Here is a 19,179-nt window from a genome sequence, read left to right as displayed (position 1 = left end):
CTTGCAAGGAGCCTCAAGGAGTACGTCATGTCGTACCTGCGCACCTTCGCCCCGTGGATCGTCTATGCCGCCATCCCCTCGGCGAACTGGAACTGGGGCGCGCTGGCCGCCCTGCTGGTCTCCCTCCTGGTCGTCGCCCAACAGACGCGCGCCGGCCGGACCCTGGACGCACAGCTCATCGAGATCGGCTCCGCCGTCTTCTTCGCCGCGATCACCGTGCTCGCCTTCGCCGACCCGCACACCGCGCTGCACCCCTACGCCCCGGCTCTCTCGTCGACCGCGCTGGCCGTGATCGCCGGAGCCTCACTGGCCGCTGGGCGCCCGTTCACCCTCGGCATCGCCAAACACAGCACCCCGCGTGAGTTCTGGGACCAGCCGCTTTTCATCCGCACCAATGTCGTCATCACCGCCGTCTGGACGGCGAGCTTCGTGATCGGCGCCATCACGCTCGCCGCCGTCGCCCATGACTCGACGGTGCGGACTGTCGTCCAGATCGCCGCGTTCGTCGCCCCGGCGACCTTCACGATCCACTACTCCCGCCACATCCAGGCCAAGACTGCAGCGCTCCGCAGCCTGGTCTCCTGACGCCCGCTCGTCCAACGCCTCCGCTGCCGGATCCGGGCATCGGGGGCGGCAGCACCTGCGGCCGGTGAGGACCAATGCGGCCGGATCCGGGGGCGCGTCGCCGCGAGGCCCTGGTCAGGGCCCTGCCGGACGCTGTCGGCGAGACCGATCTGTGATCGCGGCTGGCTAGGGTGCAGGGATGCTCAACACGCACCGCCTGCACATCCTTGCCGAAATCGACCGGTCGGGGAGCATCGCCGGGGCCGCGCGCCAGCTGAAGCTGTCGCCGTCCGCCGTGTCGCACCAGCTCTCCCAGTTGGAGAAGGAGGTGGGGGTCGGCCTCGTCGAACGCGGGGCGCAGAGTCTGCGGCTGACGGCGGCGGGGCGGCGATTGTCGCTGCGGGGGCAGGAGGTTCTGGCCCTGCTCGACGCGGCCGAGAAGGACCTCCGGGCGCAGGCGCGGGCGGACTCGGGGCATCTGCGGATCGGGTTCTTCGCCTCCGCCGGGTACCGGCTGCTGCCGCAGGCGCTGTCGCGGTTCTCCGCGCGGTACCCGGCCGTCGAGCTGGACCTCGTCGAGGGGCAGCCGCACGAGCTTGCCCACAGTGTGCAGCAGGGCGCCATCGACGCACTGATCGTCTTCGAGTACCCGCTGGACCCGTGGACGCCCCCGGAGGGGGTTCAGGTCCGGGAACTGCTCCACGAGCCGATGCACCTGGTGGTCCCGGCCGGGCATCCTGCCGGGCGGCGTGCGCAGGTCCGGTTTCCGGAGCTGGCCGGAGAGCAGTGGATCACCTCGTTCGGGACCGGATCGCCGGTCCTCTCGATTCTCGAGCGCGCGTGCGCGCTCGAGGGCTTCGTCCCGAACATCCGTTGCCGCAGCGACCACTACGAGGTGATCCTGGGCCTGGTCCGAGCCGGGATGGGGATCGCCCTGGTGCCCGGACTGGCCATGAACGACACCCCGGGCGTACAGACGACGCGGGTGTCGGGACCGCGGCTGTACCGGAAGGTCTCCGTCGCCTCGCGGCCGGGCAACCCGAACCCGATGCTCGGCTCCTTCATCGCCTACCTGGGCAGCGCCGCGTCCAACCTCCTGGCCGTGGCGAACCGCCGGCGCGTGGGCGACGAGGGCAGCTGACACCCGCGGCTGGGTCAGCGGGCGAGCTCCGCGATCCGCGCGCCGACCGCACGCATTCCCTGGACCATCTCGAACTCACGACCCGGCGGGCAGGAGGTGAGCACGGCGTAGCAGACCTGGCGCGTGCCGCGCACCACTCCCACGTCGCACCGGATGCCGACATCGGTGCCGGTCTTGTTCGCCACCCAGAGCCGGCCCGTGGAGACCGGCCGGACCGCGCCGTCCTCCGGGTCGTGCGGGATCAGTGCCGGGACCATGCTGCGATCTCCGCAGCCGGCCATCCAGCCCAGCAGGAGACTCCCCCATGACGCGTCGTCGGCGATGAGCTGCGCCAGGGCGGCCAGCTCGTGTGCGGTGCCGACGGCGAAGGTCGGGGCGTGGTGCGCCAGGCGGGGTTCGCGGATCCGGTCCAGGAGCCGCGTCTGGGTGAGCCCGAGCAGGTCGGCGCGCTCGTTCACGCGGTCGAGGCCGATAACCCGGATCAGTGCGTTGGTGGCGGTGTTGTCGCTGACGGCGGCCGTCAGGCGGGCGAGGTCGGCGACGGTCCAGCGGCGCGGGGCGAGCTTGGCGAGCAGGCCCGATCCGCCGCAGTAGTCCTCGTCGCGCAGGTCCACCGGCGCGTGCGGATCCAGGGTGGCGGCGATCAGGCCGTGGGCGACCTCGGCGAGCAGCAGCAGCTTGCCGACGCTCGCAAGGGGAAGTACCTCGCGGCTGTGGTGCTCAAGATGGCCGGGCACGGCGAGGGTCAGTGTCCCGGGCAGCGCGGGTGCGAACGGGAGGACGCCGGTCAGCATGCCAGCACCCGGCCCGGGCGGGCCGCGGTGACGGTGCCCTCCTCCACCACGACCGTGCCGTCGACGACCACCAGACGGATGCCCACCGGGGACAGCAGCGGGTCGGCGAAGGTGGCGCGGTCTGCGACGGTAGCCGGGTCGAAGACCACGAGGTCGGCGGGGGCGCCGTCGCGCAGGACGCCGCGCCCGGTCAGACCGAAGCGTGCCGCGCTGGCCTGGGTCATCTTGCGCACGGCCTCGGGAAGCGAGAACAGCGCGAGGTCGCGGGTGTAGTGGCCGAGAACCCGGGCGAAGGTCCCGGCCCAGCGCGGGTGCGGCAGACCTGGTTTCGGCACTCCGTCCGAGCCGATCATCGAGAACGGCGCGCTCAGCACCCGCTGGACGTCGTCCTCGCGCATGGAGTGGCTGATGATGGTCACGTCCCCGTCCTCGGCCAGCAGCAGCTCGGCCACCACGTCGATCGCCTCGGCGTCGCGCTCGGCGGCGATCTGAGCGATCGTCCGGCCCTGGAGCCATGGCTGGCGGCCGGCGCCGGCCACCGAGATCCGGTCCCAGCCGCCGTTGCCGACGGTGTTCTCCCAGCCGGGCACGCCCTCGGCGATGGCGGCGCGCATGCCCGCGCGGGCCGCCGGGTCGCGCAGTCGCGCCAGCAGCGATTGCGGGCCGCCGTCGTGGGCCCAGGGCGGCAGCATCGCGGCCAGCGCCGTGCTGCCCGCCGTGTAGGGGTAGACGTCACAGGTCACGTCCAGGCCCTGGGCGCGCAGCCGCTCGAGGTGCGGCAGGGTGCGCAGGGTGCCGCCCCAGGCGTAGGTGCCCGCGGTCTTGTGATGGGAGACGTGCAGCGCGGCGCCGCTGTCCCGGGCGATCCGCACCGCCTCGTCGAGCGCGGCGTCCACGTGCGACATCTCGTCGCGCAGGTGCGTCACATAGGGCTTGCGGTGCCTGGCGGCGACGGCCGCGAGGGCGGTGACCTCCGCGGTGTCGGCGTAGGAGCCCGGCGTGTAGATGAGGCCGGAGGAGAGCCCGGCCGCGCCCGCGGTGAGTGCCTCGTCCAGCAGCCGGCACATCTGCGCGAGCTCCTGGGCGGTCGCTGCCCGGTTCGCGTGCCCGACGACGCTTCCGCGCAGCGTGCCGTGCCCGACGAGGGAGACCAGATGGTTGGCCCTGCCGGACGCCGCATGCGCGCGGGCGAACGCGGCCAAGTCGCGGTAGTGGCCGGGGAAGGCGCTGTCGCCGCAGTTGCCGCAGATCTCGACGGTGACGCCCTGCAGCACCGCGGCGTGGGCCTGGGCCTCCCCCAGGCCGTTGAGGTTCGTCTGGTCGGAGTGCGTGTGGGCGTCGATGAATCCCGGTGCGACGACCTGCCGCGTCGCGTCGTGGACGCGACGGGCGGTGGCGGTGGCGCCCGCGGGCAGGATCGTGACCAGGCCCGCGGCGATCCCCACGTCCTTGGGCAGCAGGGGTGCGCCGGTGCCGTCGGCGAGGTCGCCGCCGCGGATCAGCAGATCGAAGTGGCCGCCGGTCATCGCCCGGCCTGGGGTGCGCCGACCGGGCCGACGCCGCTCCTGGACACCAGGCTTTCGATCGTCTCGGCGGCGCGCAGCACGCTGAAGGCGAGCTCGCCCTCGGCGGTGGCGTCGAATCCGTAGACGGGTGGCATCGGCAGGCTGTTGTACTGGAACGGCGAGGAGAAGTAGTACGCGCCGGTGTCGGGCACCACGACCAGGTCGCCCGCCGACAGGCGAGGCAACAGCCGCTCCTTCGCCAGCAGGTCCCCCGCGAAACAGCACGGCCCAGCGACGTCCTGGATCTCGTGGTCGGCGCGGCTCGGCAGGCCGTCACGGTCGTAGGCGAGGACGCGCAGCGGCCACATCTCGGGGGCGAGGGTGGTCCGTGCCGCCACCTGGGCGCCGGCGTGCGTGAGGGCGATGCGACGGCCGCCGGCCGTCTTGATGTACTCCACGCGCGTGGCGATGAAGCCTGCCTTCGCCATCAGTGCGCGGCCGTATTCGGTGACGATCCGGAAGGAGCCGTCGAACAGGGCCGGTACCGCTCGCCTGAGGACGGCGACGTGGTCGGCGAAGGTCGGGGAGTCGGTGTCGTCGGTGAAGTCGACGGGCAGTCCGCCGCCGACGTCGATGCCCTCGACCTGGCCGGGCCGATGCCGGTTCACCTCCTGCGCGAACTCCACCGCCACGGCCACGCCGACCGCGTTCAGTTCCAGCGGGATGCCCTGTGAACCGACGTGGACGTGCAGCCAGCGCAGCCACGGCCGGGCGAGGTAGGCGTCCAGCAGCCGCTCGCGGTTGCCCGGATCCGCCAGCGGGATCCCGAACTTGGTCGTGCGGCCCGCGGTCGACATCGCCTCGATGGTCCCGATCCCGACCTGGGGGTTGACGCGGATGCCGATCCGCGGGGTGGGGAGCGCGGGGGTGACGAGCCGGTCGACGCGGTCGAGTTCCTCGAAGTTGTCGATGTTGACGGCGATCCCGTCCCGGAGCGCGGAGGTCAGCTCTCCGAGGGTCTTGACCGGGGAGTCGAGAACGATCCGGTCGGGGGTGAATCCGGCGGCGCGGGCCTGCGCCAGCTCTCCAGGGCTGCTCACCTCGCAGCCCAGGCCGTGGTTCCTCAACTCTGCCAGCACGGGGACGAGCGGTGTGGCCTTCGCGGCGAAGGCGTGCAGCACCTCCAGCTCGGACGGCCATGCCGCGCGCAGCGCCTGTGCGTTCTCGCGCAGCCCCGCAAGGTCGACGAAGGCAGCGACGGGCGTGTCCAGGCTGTCGAGCAGTTCCTGGGCGGCGGCGTGGACGGCCAGGTCCCGCCGGGTTCGGCGTGCGGGGATCGCAGGTGGGGTCGAGTGCATGGCTTCCTCGAAGGCAGTGTCAGGCGTCCAGCGGAGGGAGCCCCACCCTGCCTGGGTGGAGCGGCTCGCTCCGGAAGCATCGAAAAGCTCGGTGCTCAGTCACGACTTCCTTACCGGCGGCCGGTCAGGCCGCCGATAGCGGCCACGATACGGCTCACCGCGGCGCCGCTGCCGCGTGACCTGCACGGATTTGAGCAAGGAGTGTTTTCCATGACCGAGGTCTCGGCCCCCGTGGACGGGGGGAAACGCCACAGCATCGGGGCCTGGGCCTCACCGATCACCCCCGAAGCGGTCGGCGCCCAGAGCGGCGCGCCGACCTGGCCGTCCGTGGCGGGAGCTGAGACGTGGTGGTGCGCACCGGACCCGGTGTCGGCGACGGTCCGACTGCGGCGCTGCGCCGAGCCGGGCGGGCCGGTGCGCGACGTGCTGGATCCCGCCTGGTCCCTCGGCAACCGCGCCCTGGGGTACGGCGGGCGGCCCTACCTGGTGGTGCCGGACGGGGAGCGGCACCGGCTCGTCTTCACCCACGCGGGTGACCAGCGCCTCTACGCCGCGAGCATCGAGCCGCTGTCCGCAGGGAACGCGTCGGTACCGGTGCCGGCGCCGCTGACACCCGCCGACCCGGAGGGAGTCCGCACCGCCTACGCCGACCCGATCCCGGGCCCGGACGGGGCGGAGGTCTGGTGCATCCGCGAGACGACCCGCACGGCCGAGCGCGGCGAGCTCGACGATCCCGCGCCCCGGACCACGCGGGACATCGTCGCCGTCCCCCTGTCGGGCACGGCGGCCGACGACCCGGGCGCGATCCGCGTCGTGGCCCGCTCGCACCACTTCCTCTCCGGAATCCGCCTGAGCCCGGACGGGTCGCGCCTGGCCTGGGTCGGCTGGGAGCACCCCGACATGCCGTGGGACACCAGCGATCTGATGGTGGCCCGGCTCCGGGACGGCGTGGCCGTCGAGCCGGTGCGGGTCCTGGGTGGCAACGGCGTCTCGGTCCCGCAGGCGGAGTGGGCCGACGCGGACAGCCTCTACGCCATGGCCGACCCAGACGGCTGGTGGAACCTGCACCGGGTCGACCTGGCGGGTGACCGCGCGCTGGCGCACTGCGTGCTGCGTACCGACACCGAGTGCTCCCACGCGATCTGGCGAGTCGGCGCGACCTCGTTCGCGGTCACCGAAGCGGGCGTGGTGCTGCGGCAGAGTCCGGGCGCGCAGACGCTCACCCTGTGGGACCCGAAGACCGGCGAGCTGACCGACCTGGCGGCGGGCTGGACCGACTTCGCCGTCGGGCTCAGTGGCGACGCCACGGCGGTCGCCGTGGTCGCGGCGAGCCCGACCGAGGCCCCGACCCCGCTGCGGATCGACCTGACGTCCCATCAGGGGGCACCGGAGCCGGCGACGATCACCCGCTGCACCGCCGCGGCCATCGACCGGTTCGACCGCTGGCAGGCGGTCCCGCAGCGCCGTACCGTCCGCGTCGACGGCGGCTGGGACGTCCCCTACCTCTACTGTCCGCCGACCACCCCGGACCACCGCGGCCCAGCCGACCAAGCGCCGCCGCTCCTGATCGACGTGCACGGCGGTCCGACCAGTCGCACCGGCGGGACCCGCAGCCTGGAGCTCTCCCTCTTCGCCAGCCGCGGCTACGCCGTCGCCTCGGTCGACTACGGCGGCTCCATCGGCTATGGCCGGGCCTACCGGGACCGGTTGCGGCACAGCTGGGGCCGGGTCGATGTCGAGGACAGCGTCGCCGTCGCGCGGGCTCTGGCCGAGGCCGGGCTGGCCGATCCGCGCCGCACCGCCATCCGCGGCGGCTCGGCCGGCGGGTGGACCGCGCTCGCCGCACTCGCCCACACCGACGCCTTCTGCTGCGGCTCCGTCTACTACCCGATCAGCGATCCGCTGACCTGGTCGGGCGGCCAGACCCACGACTTCGAGAGCCGCTACCTCGAGTCACTGGTCGGCCGACTGCCGCAGGACGAGGACCGCTACCGCCAGGTGTCACCGCTGGCGAACGCCGAGCGGATCACCGTCCCGTTCGTGATGCTGCAGGGCCTGGACGACACCATCTGCCGCCCCGACCAGGCGCGGCGACTCGTCGAAGCGGTCGACGCAGCCCATGGGCCCGGGCTGTGCTTCCGCTTCCTGGAGTTCCCCGGCGAAGGCCACGGCTTCCGGCGCGCGGCCACGACCGCCGCCTGCCTGCGGGCCGAACTGCAGCTCTACGCCCACGTCATGGGCGAGCCCTGACGGCGGTCGGCCCGCTGCCCGTCGAGCATCCGACGCGACTGGGCCCAACCCACCCGTCTGCCTGTCCATCCGTGAACCACCCGACTCCCCTGCGATCGTGAGGTGCTGGTCATGTCCCATGCCGTCGCGCCGACGCCTACTCCCGTCCCCTCCCAGGCCGAGGCGGAGGCGCTGGCCGCCGACGCGGTTTCGCTCTGCTCCCGGCTCATCCGCTTCGACACCAGCAACTTCGGCGGCGGCGAGAGCCGCGGCGAACGTGCCTGCGCCCAATGGGTCGCCGAGGAGCTGACCGACGCGGGCCTGGCCCCCGTCGTCCTGGAGTCCGCCCCCGGCCGCGCCAACACCGTGGTGCGGATCCCCGGCGCCGACCCCGCCGCGCCCGCGCTGCTGGTCCACGGCCACCTCGACGTCGTCCCCGCCGAGCCCTCCGACTGGGCGGACTACCCGTTCTCCGGCGAGGTCCGCGACGGCGCGGTCTGGGGCCGCGGCGCCCTGGACATGAAGGACATGGACGCGATGATGCTCGCCTTCGTCCGGCACCTGGCGCGTACCGGCGCCCGGCCGCCGCGCGACCTGGTGCTGGCCTTCGTCGCCGACGAGGAGGACACCGGCGAGTACGGCGCGCGATTCCTGGTCGAGCAGCACCCCGACCTGTTCGAGGGCGTCAACGCCGCCATCAGCGAGTCCGGCGGCCAGAGCGTCCACCTGCCCGGCGGCGGCCGGCTCTACCCCGTCGCGGCCGGAGAGCGGGGCAGCGCCTGGATGACCGTCACCGCGCGCGGCACCGCCGGTCACGGCTCGCGCCGCAACGACGACAACGCCCTGGTGAAACTGGCCACCGTGATCGGGCAGTTCGCCGGGCACGAATGGCCGGTGCGCATGGTTCCGATCGTCGAGGCGCTGCTGGACGGCCTCTCCCGGCACCTCGGCATCGAGATCGACCCCACCGACCTCAGCCCACTGGGAGCCGCCGCGCAACTGGTGTCCGGGACCCTTGCCAACTCGGTGAACCCGACCATGCTTCGCGCCGGCTACAAGCACAACGTCATCCCCAGCGAGGCGAGCGCGGCGCTGGACGGGCGCATCCTTCCCGGCACCGAGGCGGAGTTCTTCGCGACCGTCGACGCCCTGCTGGGCCCGGACCTCAGCCGCGCCGGCGACTACCAGGCGCCGGTCAGCGCCGACCACTCCGCGCCGGACTTCGCCGCGATGGCCGCCGCTCTGCGCGCCCACGACCCGGACGCCCTGGTCCTGCCCTACTGCATGACCGGCGGCACCGACGCCAAGGCGTTCGCCGCCCTCGGCATCCCCGGCTTCGGCTTCGTGCCGGGCCGCACCCCCGCAGATTTCGACGCCTGGCAGTACGTCCACGGCGTCGACGAGCGCGTGCTCACCGACAGCCTCGCCTTCGGCGCCCGCGTGCTCACCAGCTATCTCATGACCGACCCCCGAGCGTTCGCCTGAAGCTGCACGTCACCCTCACCCCCACGGAGACACGACATGGTTGTGCGCGAAAGCAGAAGAATCCGAGCGGTCCTGGCCGCGGCCTGCGTCAGCGGCCTGCTCCTGGCCGGCCCGGCGGCCCTGATCACGGCGACGAGCGCCGCTGCCGACTCCTCCACGAGCGCCACGTCCGGCACGACGCTGCGCGCCGCGATGGACAGCTCCGGCGTCGACACCCTGAACCCGTTCCTCGCTTACTTCGACGGCGCCCTGGGGATCTTCGGCGACGTCTACCCCGCCCTCAACTCGGTCAGCGCGGACGGCACCTCGGGCCCGTACCTGGCCAGCTCGTGGACCACGTCCGCCGACAAACTGACGTGGACCTTCAAGATCCGCTCCGGGCTGACATGGAGCGACGGCCAGCCGCTCACCGCCGAGGATGCGGCCTGGACCTTCAACCTCATCATGACCAACTCCACCGCGGCCACCGCGAACGGCTCCCTGGTCAGCAACTTCGCGAGCGTCAGCGCCCCGGACGCGACCACTCTGGTCATCACGACCAAGGTGCCGCAGGCCAACATGCTCTCCGTGTCGGTGCCCGTCACCGGCATCCCGATCGTTCCCAAGCACATCTGGGAGCAGCACACGGGCGACCTGAAGAACTTCAAGAACGACTCGTACCCCCTGGTCGGCTACGGCCCATGGCAGTTGACGGACTACAAGCCGGACCAGTACGCCAAACTCGACGCGAACAAGACCTTCGTGCTCGGAGCGCCCAAGTTCGATCACCTGATCGAGCCGGTGTACAAGACCCAGGACGCGGCGGTCGCCGCCCTGCGCAGCGGACAGCTCGACTTCGTGAGCACCATCAACCCCACGCAGTACCAGGCGCTTCGGGGGCAGCAGAACCTTGACTCCTTCGACGCCGCGTACCACCACTGGGTCGCCGTGGAGATGAACCCGGGCGCGAAGACGCGCAGCGGCAAGGCCATCGGCACCGGCAACCCCGCCCTGGCCGACCCAGCCGTGCGCACCGCCATAGCCCTGGCCACGGACAAGAAGACCCTCGTCACCAAGGTGATCAACGGACTGGGCGAGCCAGGCGCGGGCTACCTTCCGCCCGCCTGGAAGCAGTGGGCCTGGACCCCGCCGGCGGGAGAGGCCCTGGACTACGACCCGGCGAAGGCCAACGCGACACTGGACACCGCCGGTTACACCAAGGGCTCGGACGGCATCCGGATCGATCCGAAGACACACAAGCCGCTGGAGCTGCGCCTCGGCATCCACTCGGACAGCGCCCGCGACACCGCGATCTCCACCTACATGTCCGGCTGGCTGGCCGCCGTCGGCATCAAGGTGGACATCCAGTCGCTGAGCATGAGCAAGCTCAACGACAACCTCGCCAAGGGCGACTGGGACCTGCTGATGGACAGCTGGAGCACCGGTGCCGACCCGACCTACCTCCTCGGTATCCAGACCTGCGCGACTCTCCCCATGGACGACGGCACCGGCGGCAACACCGACGCCTTCTACTGCAACCCCGAGTTCGACAAGCTCTTCCAGCAGCAGCAGACCGCCTTCGACCCGGCGCAGCGCTCGCAGATCGTGGGTCAGATGCAGGACATCCTGTACAAGGCCAACAGCGACCTGATCCTCTACTACGACAACCAGCTGAACGTGGTCCGCACTGACACCGTCAAGAACCTCGCGGCGGGCACTGCGGACGCGAACGGGATGCTTCCCGCCCAGGCGCTGTTCTGGGACTACATCAACGCTGCTCCCGCCAAGGCCGCCGGCTCCTCCTCCTCGTCCGGCGCCGTGGGCTGGGGCGTCGGTGCGGCCGCCGTCGTGCTCCTCGCCGCCGGCGGGCTTGTGATCCGTCGCCGCCGGTCGAACTCCGACGAGCGAGAGTAGAGCGCTTACCAGATGAGCCTCGCCACCGATCCCCCGGCGGCGGCAGACCCGGCGACCGGGGCGCGGAACCACGATTCCGCGCCCCGGGCCGCCGCGGCCCGTTCCGCCTTCCTGCACTACCTCGGCTCCAAGCTCCTTGCCGCACTGGTGAGTTTCGCCATCACCCTGCTGATCGGCTTCGTACTGTTCCAACTCATGCCGGCCGACCCGGTGCAGACACTCACCCGCGGCCACCCGACCTCGTACGCCCAGATGGTTCATCTGCGCCACCAACTGGGACTGGACCAGCCCGTCTGGCGCCGCTTCGTCACCTTCGTCGCAAACACCCTCCAGGGGAAACTGGGTGACTCCTGGCAGTTCCAGCAGCCGGTCTCCGGCCTGATCGCCGCCCGGCTGTGGCCGACCCTGCTGTTGACGGGCGCGTCCACCGTGCTGTCGATCGTCGTCGGCCTGTGGCTGGGCGTGCGCAGCGGCTGGCGGCACGGCGGCCTGTTGGACAAGGTGACCTCCAGCGTCGCGCTGACCTTCTGGTCCGTGCCCACCTTCTGGCTCGGGATGATCCTGCTGATCGTCTTCAGTGTCGGCCTCGGCCCGATCCCGGCCCTGTTCCCGGCCGGAGGGATGAGCGACCCCTCGCTGCCGCAAACCGGATTCACCCACATCGTGGACGTGGCACGGCACTTGGTGCTCCCCGCGGCAACGCTGGTGCTTGTGGTCTTCGCCCAGTACACGACGATCATGCGTTCCTCGATCATCGACGAGCTGGGCAGCCCCTACCTGCTCACCGCCCGCGCCAAGGGACTGACCGACGCCCTCGTGCGCCGCAGGCACGCCGTGCCCAACGCGCTGCTGCCCTCGGTGACCGTCATCTTCCTGCAGCTCGGCGGCCTGGTCACCGGGGCCATCACGGTCGAGACCGTCTTCTCCTGGCCCGGTCTCGGCTACCTCACTTACCAGGCCCTGCAGGTTCCCGATCTGCCCCTGCTGCAGGGCACGTTCATCTTCTTCAGCGCCTCGGTGATCCTCATGAACCTGCTGGCCGACGTGGCCTACCGCTTCCTCGACCCCCGGGTGCGTGCCCAATGAGCACATCCACGCTGACCATCAGCGCTCCGGACACCAGCCACCCCACCCGCGGGGGCGCGCTGCTGCGCTTCCTGCGCGCCTTCGTCAAGCGCCCCGCCGGGCTCGCGGGCCTCGCGATCCTGGTCTGCGTCGCCGTACTCGCCCTGGCGGCGCCCCTGTACATGGGCCAGAACGATCTCGACGTCACCAAGGTGAGCGGCCCGCTCCTCGCCCCGCCCAGCGGTGGTTACCCGCTGGGCACCGACCAGGCGGGCCGGTCGATTCTGCTGCTGGTGCTGTGGGGGGCCCGCTCCTCGCTCGCCATCGGCGCCATCGCGACCCTGCTCACGGTGCTGCTGGGCAGCTCGGTCGGCCTGCTCGCCGGGCACTATCAGGGGTGGATCGGCAAGGGGCTGATGCACCTGACCGACTGGTTCATCGCCCTCCCCAGCCTGCCGCTGGCCATCTCGCTTGCGGCCGTGCTCGGCCAGGGCTCGACCTCCATCACCATTGCCATCGCCGTGACCTCCTGGACCGGCACCGCCCGACTGGTCCGGGCGCAGACCCTGGCCGTCGAGGCCCGCCCCTACATCGAGCGCGCCCGCGCCCTCGGTGCGGGCAACCTGCAGGTGATGCTGCGTCATGTCCTGCCCAACGTCGCCCCGTTGATCATGGTGTCCAGCACCCTCACCGTCGCCTCCGCGATCCTTTCCGAGACGACGCTGACCTTCCTCGGTCTCGGCGACCCGACCAGCGTCAGCTGGGGCTCCATGCTCGACGCCGCCTTCGCCGGTGGCGCGATGACCGCCGGCGCCTGGTGGTACCTCCTTCCACCAGGCGTGGCCATCCTGATCGTCGTGCTCGGCTTCACCCTCACCGGGCGCGCCGTCGAGCACATCCTCAACCCCCGCATGGGAGTCGGCACATGACCCTCCTCCAGGTCCGCGACCTGGCCGTCTCCTACCGGGACGGCTCGGGCACGGCCCCCGCCGTGCGCGGCGTGAGCCTCGACCTCGACACGGGGCAGACCCTGGGCGTCGCCGGGGAGTCCGGGTCCGGCAAGACCTCCATGGCACTGAGCCTGCTCCGGCTCCTGCCTCCGGGGGCGCGGACCTCCGGGCAGGTGCTCTTCGAGGGCGAGGACCTGCTCAGCACCGGCTGGAGCCGGATGCGCGCAGTGCGCTGGTCCGCCGCCTCGGTGGTGTTCCAGGGCGCGATGAACGCCCTCAACCCGGTGCAGCCGGTGGGCGAGCAGATCTGCGAGCCGATCATGCTGCACGACCGCGTCGGCGCGAAGGCGGCCCGCACGCGTGCCCTCCAACTGCTGGACAGCGTCGGTATTCCCGCGAGCCGCTTCGGCGCCTACCCGCACGAGTTCTCCGGCGGCCAGCGCCAGCGCGTCATGATCGCGATGGCCCTGGCCTGCCGCCCCAAGCTGGTCATCGCGGACGAGCCCACCACCGCGCTGGACGTCATGGTCCAGGCCCAGGTGCTCCAGCTCTTCGCGGACCTGGTCCGTGAAGAGGGCATCGCCGTCATCATGATCAGCCACGACCTGGCCGTGCTGGCACAGATGTGCGACCGTCTGGCGGTGATGTACGCGGGCAGGCTGGTCGAGCTCGGACCCTCCGGGCAGCTGATCGGCGCACCCCGTCACCCCTACACCGCCGCGCTGTCCCGCGCCTTCCCCGTCATCGGCGACCCGGCCTCCCGCCGCGCGCCCTCTGGGCTGCCCGGCGACCCGCCCAGCCAGGCCCGCCTGGGCGCCGGCTGCTCCTTCGCGCCACGCTGTCCGGTCGCCCTGGACGCCTGCCGGGAGCGCGAGATGGAGCTGTGGACCTGCGGTGACGGACGCCAGGCGGCGTGCCTGCGCGTCCTGCCCGAGTACAGCGCGCCTCAGGGAGAGTCGTCATGACCATGGATCAACCTGTACTGGAGGCCGTCGACCTGACGGTGGTGCACCCACCACGCGGCGGCCGCGGCCCTGCTCGGGCCGTGGACGGGGTGAACCTGTCCATCGGCCGCGGCGAGATCGTGGCGCTGATCGGCGAATCCGGTTGCGGCAAGAGCACCCTGGCCCGGGCGCTGGTCGGCCTGGTCCGGCCTACCTCCGGCGAAGTGCGCTGCGAGGGCGTCCCGCTGCGGTACGGCGCTGCCTCGCTCAAGGCGTTCCGCCGCCACACCCAGCTGATCCTGCAGGACCCGGGCGGCGCGCTGAACCCCCGTCAGTCCGTCTATGACGCCGTGGCCGAGGGGCCGCGGCTGCACGGTCTGCGCGCCGGACTGGACGAACAGGTGCGCCGCTCGCTCTCGCGCGCCGGGCTGCGCCCGCCCGAGGACTTCACCCACCGCTTCCCGCACGAGCTCTCCGGCGGCCAGCAGCAGCGCGTCGTCATCGCGGGGGCGCTGGCCCTGGAACCCACGGTGATCGTCGCGGACGAGCCGGTGGCATCGCTGGACGCCTCGGTGCGCGGCGAGATCCTCAAGCTGATCCTCGGCCTGCGCGACGAGGTGGGGCTGTCCGCCCTGGTGGTCAGTCACGACCTCGGCCTGGCCTGGAACATCGCCGACCGGGTAGCGGTCATGTATCTCGGGCGGATCGTGGAGACCGGCACAGTGGAGGAGGTTCTCCTGCACCCCAAGCACCCTTACACCAAGGCACTGCTGTCCGTGCTGCCCAACTCCGGGGCCGAGGCCCCGACGCTGCTGACCGGCGAGGCCCCGGACCCGACCGCGATCCCGGCGGGCTGCCGCTTCCACCCGCGCTGCGGCCGCTGGGCCGCCGCGTCCTCGGAGGAGCGTACAGAGGCCGCCTGCGACCGCCGCGACCTGCCCGTTCTGGCAGCCGATGGCTCGCACGCCGCCTGCCATCTGCTGCGCTCCAACGCCCTTACGGAGTCTGTATGACCCTCCTGCGCCCGCCCGCGCTCCGCCCTGGCGACACCGTTGCCGTGATCTGCGGCAGTTCGCCCGTCGACAACCAGCAGCATCTGGAGTCCGGCCTCCGCGCGCTCACCTCCGTCGGGCTCAAGCCGGAGGTCCTCGCCTCCGCCCGGGACGCCGGCAGCATGTACGACTACCTCGCCGGCGACGACGCGCTGCGCGCCGAGGACCTCACTCGCGCGCTGACCGACCCCAGGTACGCGGGCGTCCTGATGGCCTGCGGCGGCTACGGCATGCAGCGGACCCTGGAACTGATGGACTGGGGCCTGATCGACCCGGCAGCGCCGAAGGTCGTCGTCGGCTACTCGGACGTGACCGCACTGCTGGAGGCGCTCGCGGCCAAGCTCGGCTGGGTGTCGCTGTTCGGGCCCATGGTCGCCTGCAGCGGCTTCTGGGAGGGGCCGCAGGAGTACGACTTCCAGGAACTGATGAAGCTGCTCTACACGCCCGAGGGCGTCAGGCAGCTCACCTTCCCGGGCGCGCGGGCCCTGGTCCCCGGTGTCGCCGAGGGCCTGACCCTGGGCGGCACCGCGACCCTGCTCACGGCCGGCTTCGGCACCGACACCTCGTACCCGGCACGCGACGCGATCCTCTTCCTGGAGGACGTCGACGAACTGCCGTTCCGCCTGGACCGGGTATTCACCCAGATCCGCCGCGCCAAGGACTACCTCGACGGCGTGGCCGGCATCGTCCTCGGCACCTTCTCCGAGTGCGGCGACCCCGAGCACGTCGACCGCCTGCTCGCCGAGCGCTTCGGCGACCTCGGTGTGCCCGTGCTCGCCGGGGTCAACATCGGCCACAACACCAGCATGCAGACCTACCCGGTCGGCGTGCGTGCCCGGTTGGACGCCGACAACGCCACGCTGACCTTCCTGGACCAGGTGCTGGCAGACCGGCGGGACTGACGCCGGGCAGGAGGAGCGGCCGGGACGAGGATTCCTCGTCCCGGCCGCTTCGGCGTGGGTCCTCGACTCCCTCCGGACTTCAGACGTAGAGGCGGAGCAGGTCCTCCTCCGTCTCTCGACGAACGATGGCGCGTGCCACGCCGTCGCGGACCGCGACCACCGGCGGGCGGGGGATCTGGTTGTAGTTGCTCGCCGCGGACCGCTGGTACGCGCCCGAGCAGGGGATCGCGATCAGGTCGCCGGGGCGCACGTCTCCCGGCAGATGGACACCGTCGACCAGGATGTCGCCGGTCTCGCAGTGCTTGCCGACGACGGTGTAGTTCTCCGTGGCGGTGTCGCTCGCGCGCGAGGCGAGCACCGCCGTGTACGCGGCACCGTAGGTGGCCGGCCTGGGGTTGTCGCTCATCCCGCCGTCGACGCTGAGGTAGCGGCCCTTGACCGTGCCGACCTCGTAGACGGCGACGGTCGTGGCGGCGACGATCGACCGGCCCGGTTCCAGGGCGATGCGCACGTCGTCGGGCACCGTCGCGCGCAGGACCTCGGCCAGCTCCGCCGGGGTGGGGGCCTCCCTCTCCCCCGCCAGGTAGCGGACCCCGAGTCCGCCGCCCAGGTCGAGCTTGCCGATCGTGACCCCGTGCTCGCGCTCGACGGCGCGCAGGAAGCCCACCATCCGCTCAGCCGCCGTGCCGAAGGAGTCGAGGTCGAAGATCTGCGAGCCGATGTGCGAGTGCAGCCCGACCAGTTCGAGCGCCGGCTCCCCCAGCACCCGGCGCACCGCCTCCGCCGCCTCTCCGGAGGCCATGGAGAGCCCGAACTTCGTCCGCTCGCCGCCGGTCGCCCACGAGGCATGTGTCTCCGCGTCCACCCCGGGCTTCACCCGGACCATGACGGCCTGGCGGACACCGAGCCGCCGCGCGGCCTGCGCCACCCGGTCCAACTCGTGGAACGAGTCAAGGACGATGCACCCGACGCCCCACTCGACCGCGCGGCGGATCTCCGCGTCGGACTTGTTGTTCCCGTGGAAGACGACGCGTCCGGCGGGCATGCCGCCGCGCTGCGCGATTGCCAGCTCGCCGCCACTGCACACGTCCAGCGACAGTCCCAGCTCCCGGAGCCAGCCCACCACGGCGGGAGCCAGGAAGGCCTTTCCGCCGTAGTGGATGTCGCCGTCTGGGAACGCCGCCGTCCAGGCGGCGCACCGCGCGCGGAAGTCGTGCTCGTCGAGCACGTAGACCGGCGTGCCGAACGCCGTCGCCAGTTCTGTGACACCGATTCGGCCGAGGCGGAGCTCACCTTCGGCCCACCTCGCCGTCAGCGGCCACACCTGGTCCATCACACTGCTGTTGCCCATGCCGCCGAAGCTAGGGACTGCCCGGGCCGAGACCGGCGGAGCCTCGACGAACTGGATGCTCAGAAACGCTTCCGTCGCCAGCGGCTGCCGTCGAGGAGAGCCGGTGGCACACTCTCGGCCATGAGAATCCTGATCTCTGCCGATATGGAGGGCGCCACCGGCGTCACCTGGCCCGCCGACTGCGAACCGGGGAATCCCGCCTGGCAGCGCTGCCGAAGCATGTTCACCTCGGACGTGAATGCGGCGATCGCGGGATTCTTCGACGGCGGCGCCACGTCCGTGCTGGTCAACGAGGCCCACGCCACCATGCGGAACCTGCTGCTGGAGGACCTCGACCCGCGCGCGGAGATGCTCACCGGCCGGCACAAGGACCTGACCATGGTCGAAGGCGTTCAGCACCCCGACGTCGCCGGTGTGGCGTTCGTCGGCTACCACACCGGCGCCGGGGCTGAGGGCGTGCTCGCCCATACGTACCTGGCCAACTCGATCACCGGAGTCTGGGTGGACGGCGTCGCAGCCAGCGAGGGATACCTCAACTCCCTTGTCGCGGGCGAGTTCGGCGTTCCCGTGACGCTGGTCACCGGTGACGACCTGACCTGCAAAGACGCCCAGGGCTACGCGCCGGGCGCCGTCACCGCCGCCGTGAAGGACTGCGTGACCCGCTACGCGGCGGTCTGCCGTCCCCCCGCAGTGACCTCCAAACTGATCCGGGAAGCTGCCAAGCACGCGGCCGCCCTCGCCGTGCGCGAAGAACCGGTCACCGGACGGACTTTCGAGGTCGCGGTCGAATTCGACGCCTCGCACCTTGCGGCGGCAGTGGCCGGAGTGCCCACGGTGCGCCGGACCGATGTACGGCGCGTCGCGTTCGTGACGGACACCGCGTTCGCGATGATCCGCACCTTCAAGACGGTCACGACGGTCGCTGCGGCCGCAGTGGAGGCCAACTACGGCTGAACCCCGGCCGCCCAGAGTCGCAACCTCCGGGGCCGGCGATCCGAGCCACCCCTGGCACACAAGCGGGACGGTGGACCGAGCAGGGACAGACTCGCCGTCGCCGGGGTGATGAGCGGTCACCCTCCGGTGGTCGTGTCGTATCCACCGTCGCGCACGCGAAAGGCGGTAGTTTGAACCAGTTTCGCAGCATGTTCCAGTGAACATAAGGAGACGTCATGAACCGGCGGGTCGGCCTCGGCACCCTTCTGGCAGGCGGGTTGCTGTCCATCGCGAGCCTGGCGGCGGTGCCCACGACAGCAATGGCTGACTCAGGCTCGTCCTCCCAGACCCAGACCTACGTGTGCAACGTCGGCGACTCGGATTCGACTGCGACCGTCCAGACGGGCGACATCGACAGTGCCGCTCAGATGCTGCCCGCCTTCCTGCCGATCAGCCTGACCAACTGTCACCTGCGCTCCTAGCTTGCCGTTCATGGCCCCGGTGATCCATCGGGGCCATGCGTAGTCCGCCGTCGCGTCCGATTCCTGTCCGCCGGCCAGCGCACCGGCTCGGTAGACAACCTGCAGCGCGTCGTAGGACTGCTGCCGGGCCTGGAAGCCGCCGGACCCGCGGGAGCGCGCCGACCGCCTGGTCTCCCCGGCCAACCCGGCGGACACCGCGGACACCGCGGACACCGCCCCGGCCGTAGTCATCACTCTTGGGTTCGACCTCCTCCGCAACGAAGGCAAGCGCTACGCCGAGCGGCTCCGGGCGGCAGGGGCACTGGTCGAGCCCCACACGATGCCCCAGGCCGACCACGGCTACGCCCTCAAGGACGACACGAAGGCCCTGGATGCCTACGCGTGGATCGCCCGACACGTCCGTGAGGCCGCCACGTCGGCGCGATGACGCTCGGCAGGCGGCGGGCGTCACCGCAAGGCACCAGTACCAGCACCGGGCGGGTCGCATGAGAACGGCGTAGCATCATGTGAGCGCTGCGGCCCGTTAACTGC

Annotated in this window: 16 protein-coding genes and 1 pseudogene; 13 read left to right on the top strand and 4 right to left on the bottom strand. The window is 71.6% G+C overall.

All coding sequences use genetic code 11. The annotated features are described in order from the left end of the window. Nucleotides 1-27: 27 nt before the first annotated feature. Both ABIA33_RS31690 and ABIA33_RS31685 read left to right on the top strand, forming a co-directional pair. Nucleotides 28-585, top strand: a complete 558-nt coding sequence (locus ABIA33_RS31690) for a hypothetical protein (protein ID WP_370086323.1) — start codon at nucleotides 28-30, stop codon at nucleotides 583-585. Nucleotides 586-763: 178 nt separating this feature from the next. Further along, complete coding sequence (locus ABIA33_RS31685) at nucleotides 764-1,705, top strand: LysR family transcriptional regulator (RefSeq protein ID WP_370086321.1); 942 nt, start codon at nucleotides 764-766, stop codon at nucleotides 1,703-1,705. 14 nt (nucleotides 1,706-1,719) lie between these two features. Here ABIA33_RS31685 and ABIA33_RS31680 read toward each other — a convergent pair whose 3' ends face one another. Genes ABIA33_RS31680 through ABIA33_RS31670 form a run of 3 tightly spaced genes read right to left on the bottom strand, consistent with a single transcriptional unit; the run spans nucleotide 1,720 to nucleotide 5,362 of the window. Beyond that, on the bottom strand, nucleotides 1,720-2,499 hold the full coding sequence (locus tag ABIA33_RS31680; protein ID WP_370086319.1) for a serine hydrolase: 780 nt from the start codon (nucleotides 2,497-2,499) through the stop codon (nucleotides 1,720-1,722). After that, complete coding sequence (locus tag ABIA33_RS31675; protein ID WP_370086317.1) at nucleotides 2,493-4,025, bottom strand: amidohydrolase family protein; 1,533 nt, start codon at nucleotides 4,023-4,025, stop codon at nucleotides 2,493-2,495. The genes ABIA33_RS31680 and ABIA33_RS31675 overlap by 7 nt, the downstream gene beginning before the upstream one ends. Next, entirely contained in the window at nucleotides 4,022-5,362 is a 1,341-nt protein-coding gene (locus ABIA33_RS31670) for a diaminopimelate decarboxylase (RefSeq protein WP_370086315.1), read from the bottom strand. The genes ABIA33_RS31675 and ABIA33_RS31670 overlap by 4 nt, the downstream gene beginning before the upstream one ends. Nucleotides 5,363-5,572: 210 nt before the next feature. Here ABIA33_RS31670 and ABIA33_RS31665 point away from each other — a divergent pair, with 210 nt between their 5' ends. From ABIA33_RS31665 to ABIA33_RS31630, 8 genes are all read left to right on the top strand, one after another. Beyond that, nucleotides 5,573-7,612: an alpha/beta hydrolase family protein gene (locus tag ABIA33_RS31665; protein WP_370086312.1), complete on the top strand. Its 2,040-nt coding sequence runs from the start codon at nucleotides 5,573-5,575 to the stop codon at nucleotides 7,610-7,612. 111 nt (nucleotides 7,613-7,723) lie between these two features. Next, the gene (locus ABIA33_RS31660) at nucleotides 7,724-9,076 is read left to right on the top strand and encodes a M20/M25/M40 family metallo-hydrolase (RefSeq protein WP_370086310.1); all 1,353 of its coding nucleotides are present in this window, start codon (nucleotides 7,724-7,726) and stop codon (nucleotides 9,074-9,076) included. 36 nt (nucleotides 9,077-9,112) lie between these two features. Beyond that, nucleotides 9,113-10,969 carry an ABC transporter substrate-binding protein gene (locus tag ABIA33_RS31655; protein ID WP_370086308.1) on the top strand — a complete coding sequence of 619 codons (1,857 nt, stop codon included), beginning with the start codon at nucleotides 9,113-9,115 and terminating at the stop codon, nucleotides 10,967-10,969. Between the two features lie 12 nt (nucleotides 10,970-10,981). After that, a complete protein-coding gene (locus ABIA33_RS31650) occupies nucleotides 10,982-12,055 on the top strand; it encodes an ABC transporter permease (protein ID WP_370086306.1) in 1,074 nt (357 codons plus the stop codon). Further along, the gene (locus ABIA33_RS31645) at nucleotides 12,052-12,963 is read left to right on the top strand and encodes an ABC transporter permease (protein ID WP_370086303.1); all 912 of its coding nucleotides are present in this window, start codon (nucleotides 12,052-12,054) and stop codon (nucleotides 12,961-12,963) included. The genes ABIA33_RS31650 and ABIA33_RS31645 overlap by 4 nt, the downstream gene beginning before the upstream one ends. Continuing rightward, entirely contained in the window at nucleotides 12,960-13,949 is a 990-nt protein-coding gene (locus ABIA33_RS31640) for an ABC transporter ATP-binding protein (protein WP_370086301.1), read from the top strand. The genes ABIA33_RS31645 and ABIA33_RS31640 overlap by 4 nt, the downstream gene beginning before the upstream one ends. Continuing rightward, nucleotides 13,946-14,941, top strand: coding sequence for an oligopeptide/dipeptide ABC transporter ATP-binding protein (locus tag ABIA33_RS31635; RefSeq protein WP_370086299.1), 996 nt, complete (start codon nucleotides 13,946-13,948; stop codon nucleotides 14,939-14,941). The genes ABIA33_RS31640 and ABIA33_RS31635 overlap by 4 nt, the downstream gene beginning before the upstream one ends. Further along, nucleotides 14,938-15,882, top strand: a complete 945-nt coding sequence (locus ABIA33_RS31630; RefSeq protein ID WP_370086297.1) for an LD-carboxypeptidase — start codon at nucleotides 14,938-14,940, stop codon at nucleotides 15,880-15,882. Before ABIA33_RS31635 ends, ABIA33_RS31630 begins: the two co-directional genes overlap by 4 nt. Before the next feature lie 79 nt (nucleotides 15,883-15,961). Here the strand turns inward: ABIA33_RS31630 and lysA are convergent, their stop codons facing one another. After that, complete coding sequence (gene lysA / locus ABIA33_RS31625) at nucleotides 15,962-17,233, bottom strand: diaminopimelate decarboxylase (RefSeq protein ID WP_370086295.1); 1,272 nt, start codon at nucleotides 17,231-17,233, stop codon at nucleotides 15,962-15,964. 120 nt (nucleotides 17,234-17,353) lie between these two features. On the opposite strand from lysA, the gene ABIA33_RS31620 reads away from it, so the two are divergent. The 3 genes and pseudogenes from ABIA33_RS31620 to ABIA33_RS31610 all read left to right on the top strand — a co-directional run. Further along, nucleotides 17,354-18,187: a M55 family metallopeptidase gene (locus ABIA33_RS31620; RefSeq protein ID WP_370086293.1), complete on the top strand. Its 834-nt coding sequence runs from the start codon at nucleotides 17,354-17,356 to the stop codon at nucleotides 18,185-18,187. 215 nt (nucleotides 18,188-18,402) lie between these two features. Further along, nucleotides 18,403-18,648, top strand: coding sequence for a hypothetical protein (locus tag ABIA33_RS31615; RefSeq protein WP_370086290.1), 246 nt, complete (start codon nucleotides 18,403-18,405; stop codon nucleotides 18,646-18,648). Nucleotides 18,649-18,805: 157 nt separating this feature from the next. Continuing rightward, nucleotides 18,806-19,075, top strand: a pseudogene (locus tag ABIA33_RS31610) (alpha/beta hydrolase fold domain-containing protein); the annotation flags it as partial. Between the last annotated feature and the right edge of the window lie 104 nt (nucleotides 19,076-19,179).

Origin of the sequence: Streptacidiphilus sp. MAP12-16 (assembly GCF_041262165.1) — a bacterium.
In the GTDB taxonomy this organism is placed as follows: Bacteria; Actinomycetota; Actinomycetes; order Streptomycetales; family Streptomycetaceae; genus Streptacidiphilus.
Note: the sequence above shows the minus strand (reverse complement) of the source record. Positions and strands in the feature narration are given on the sequence as shown.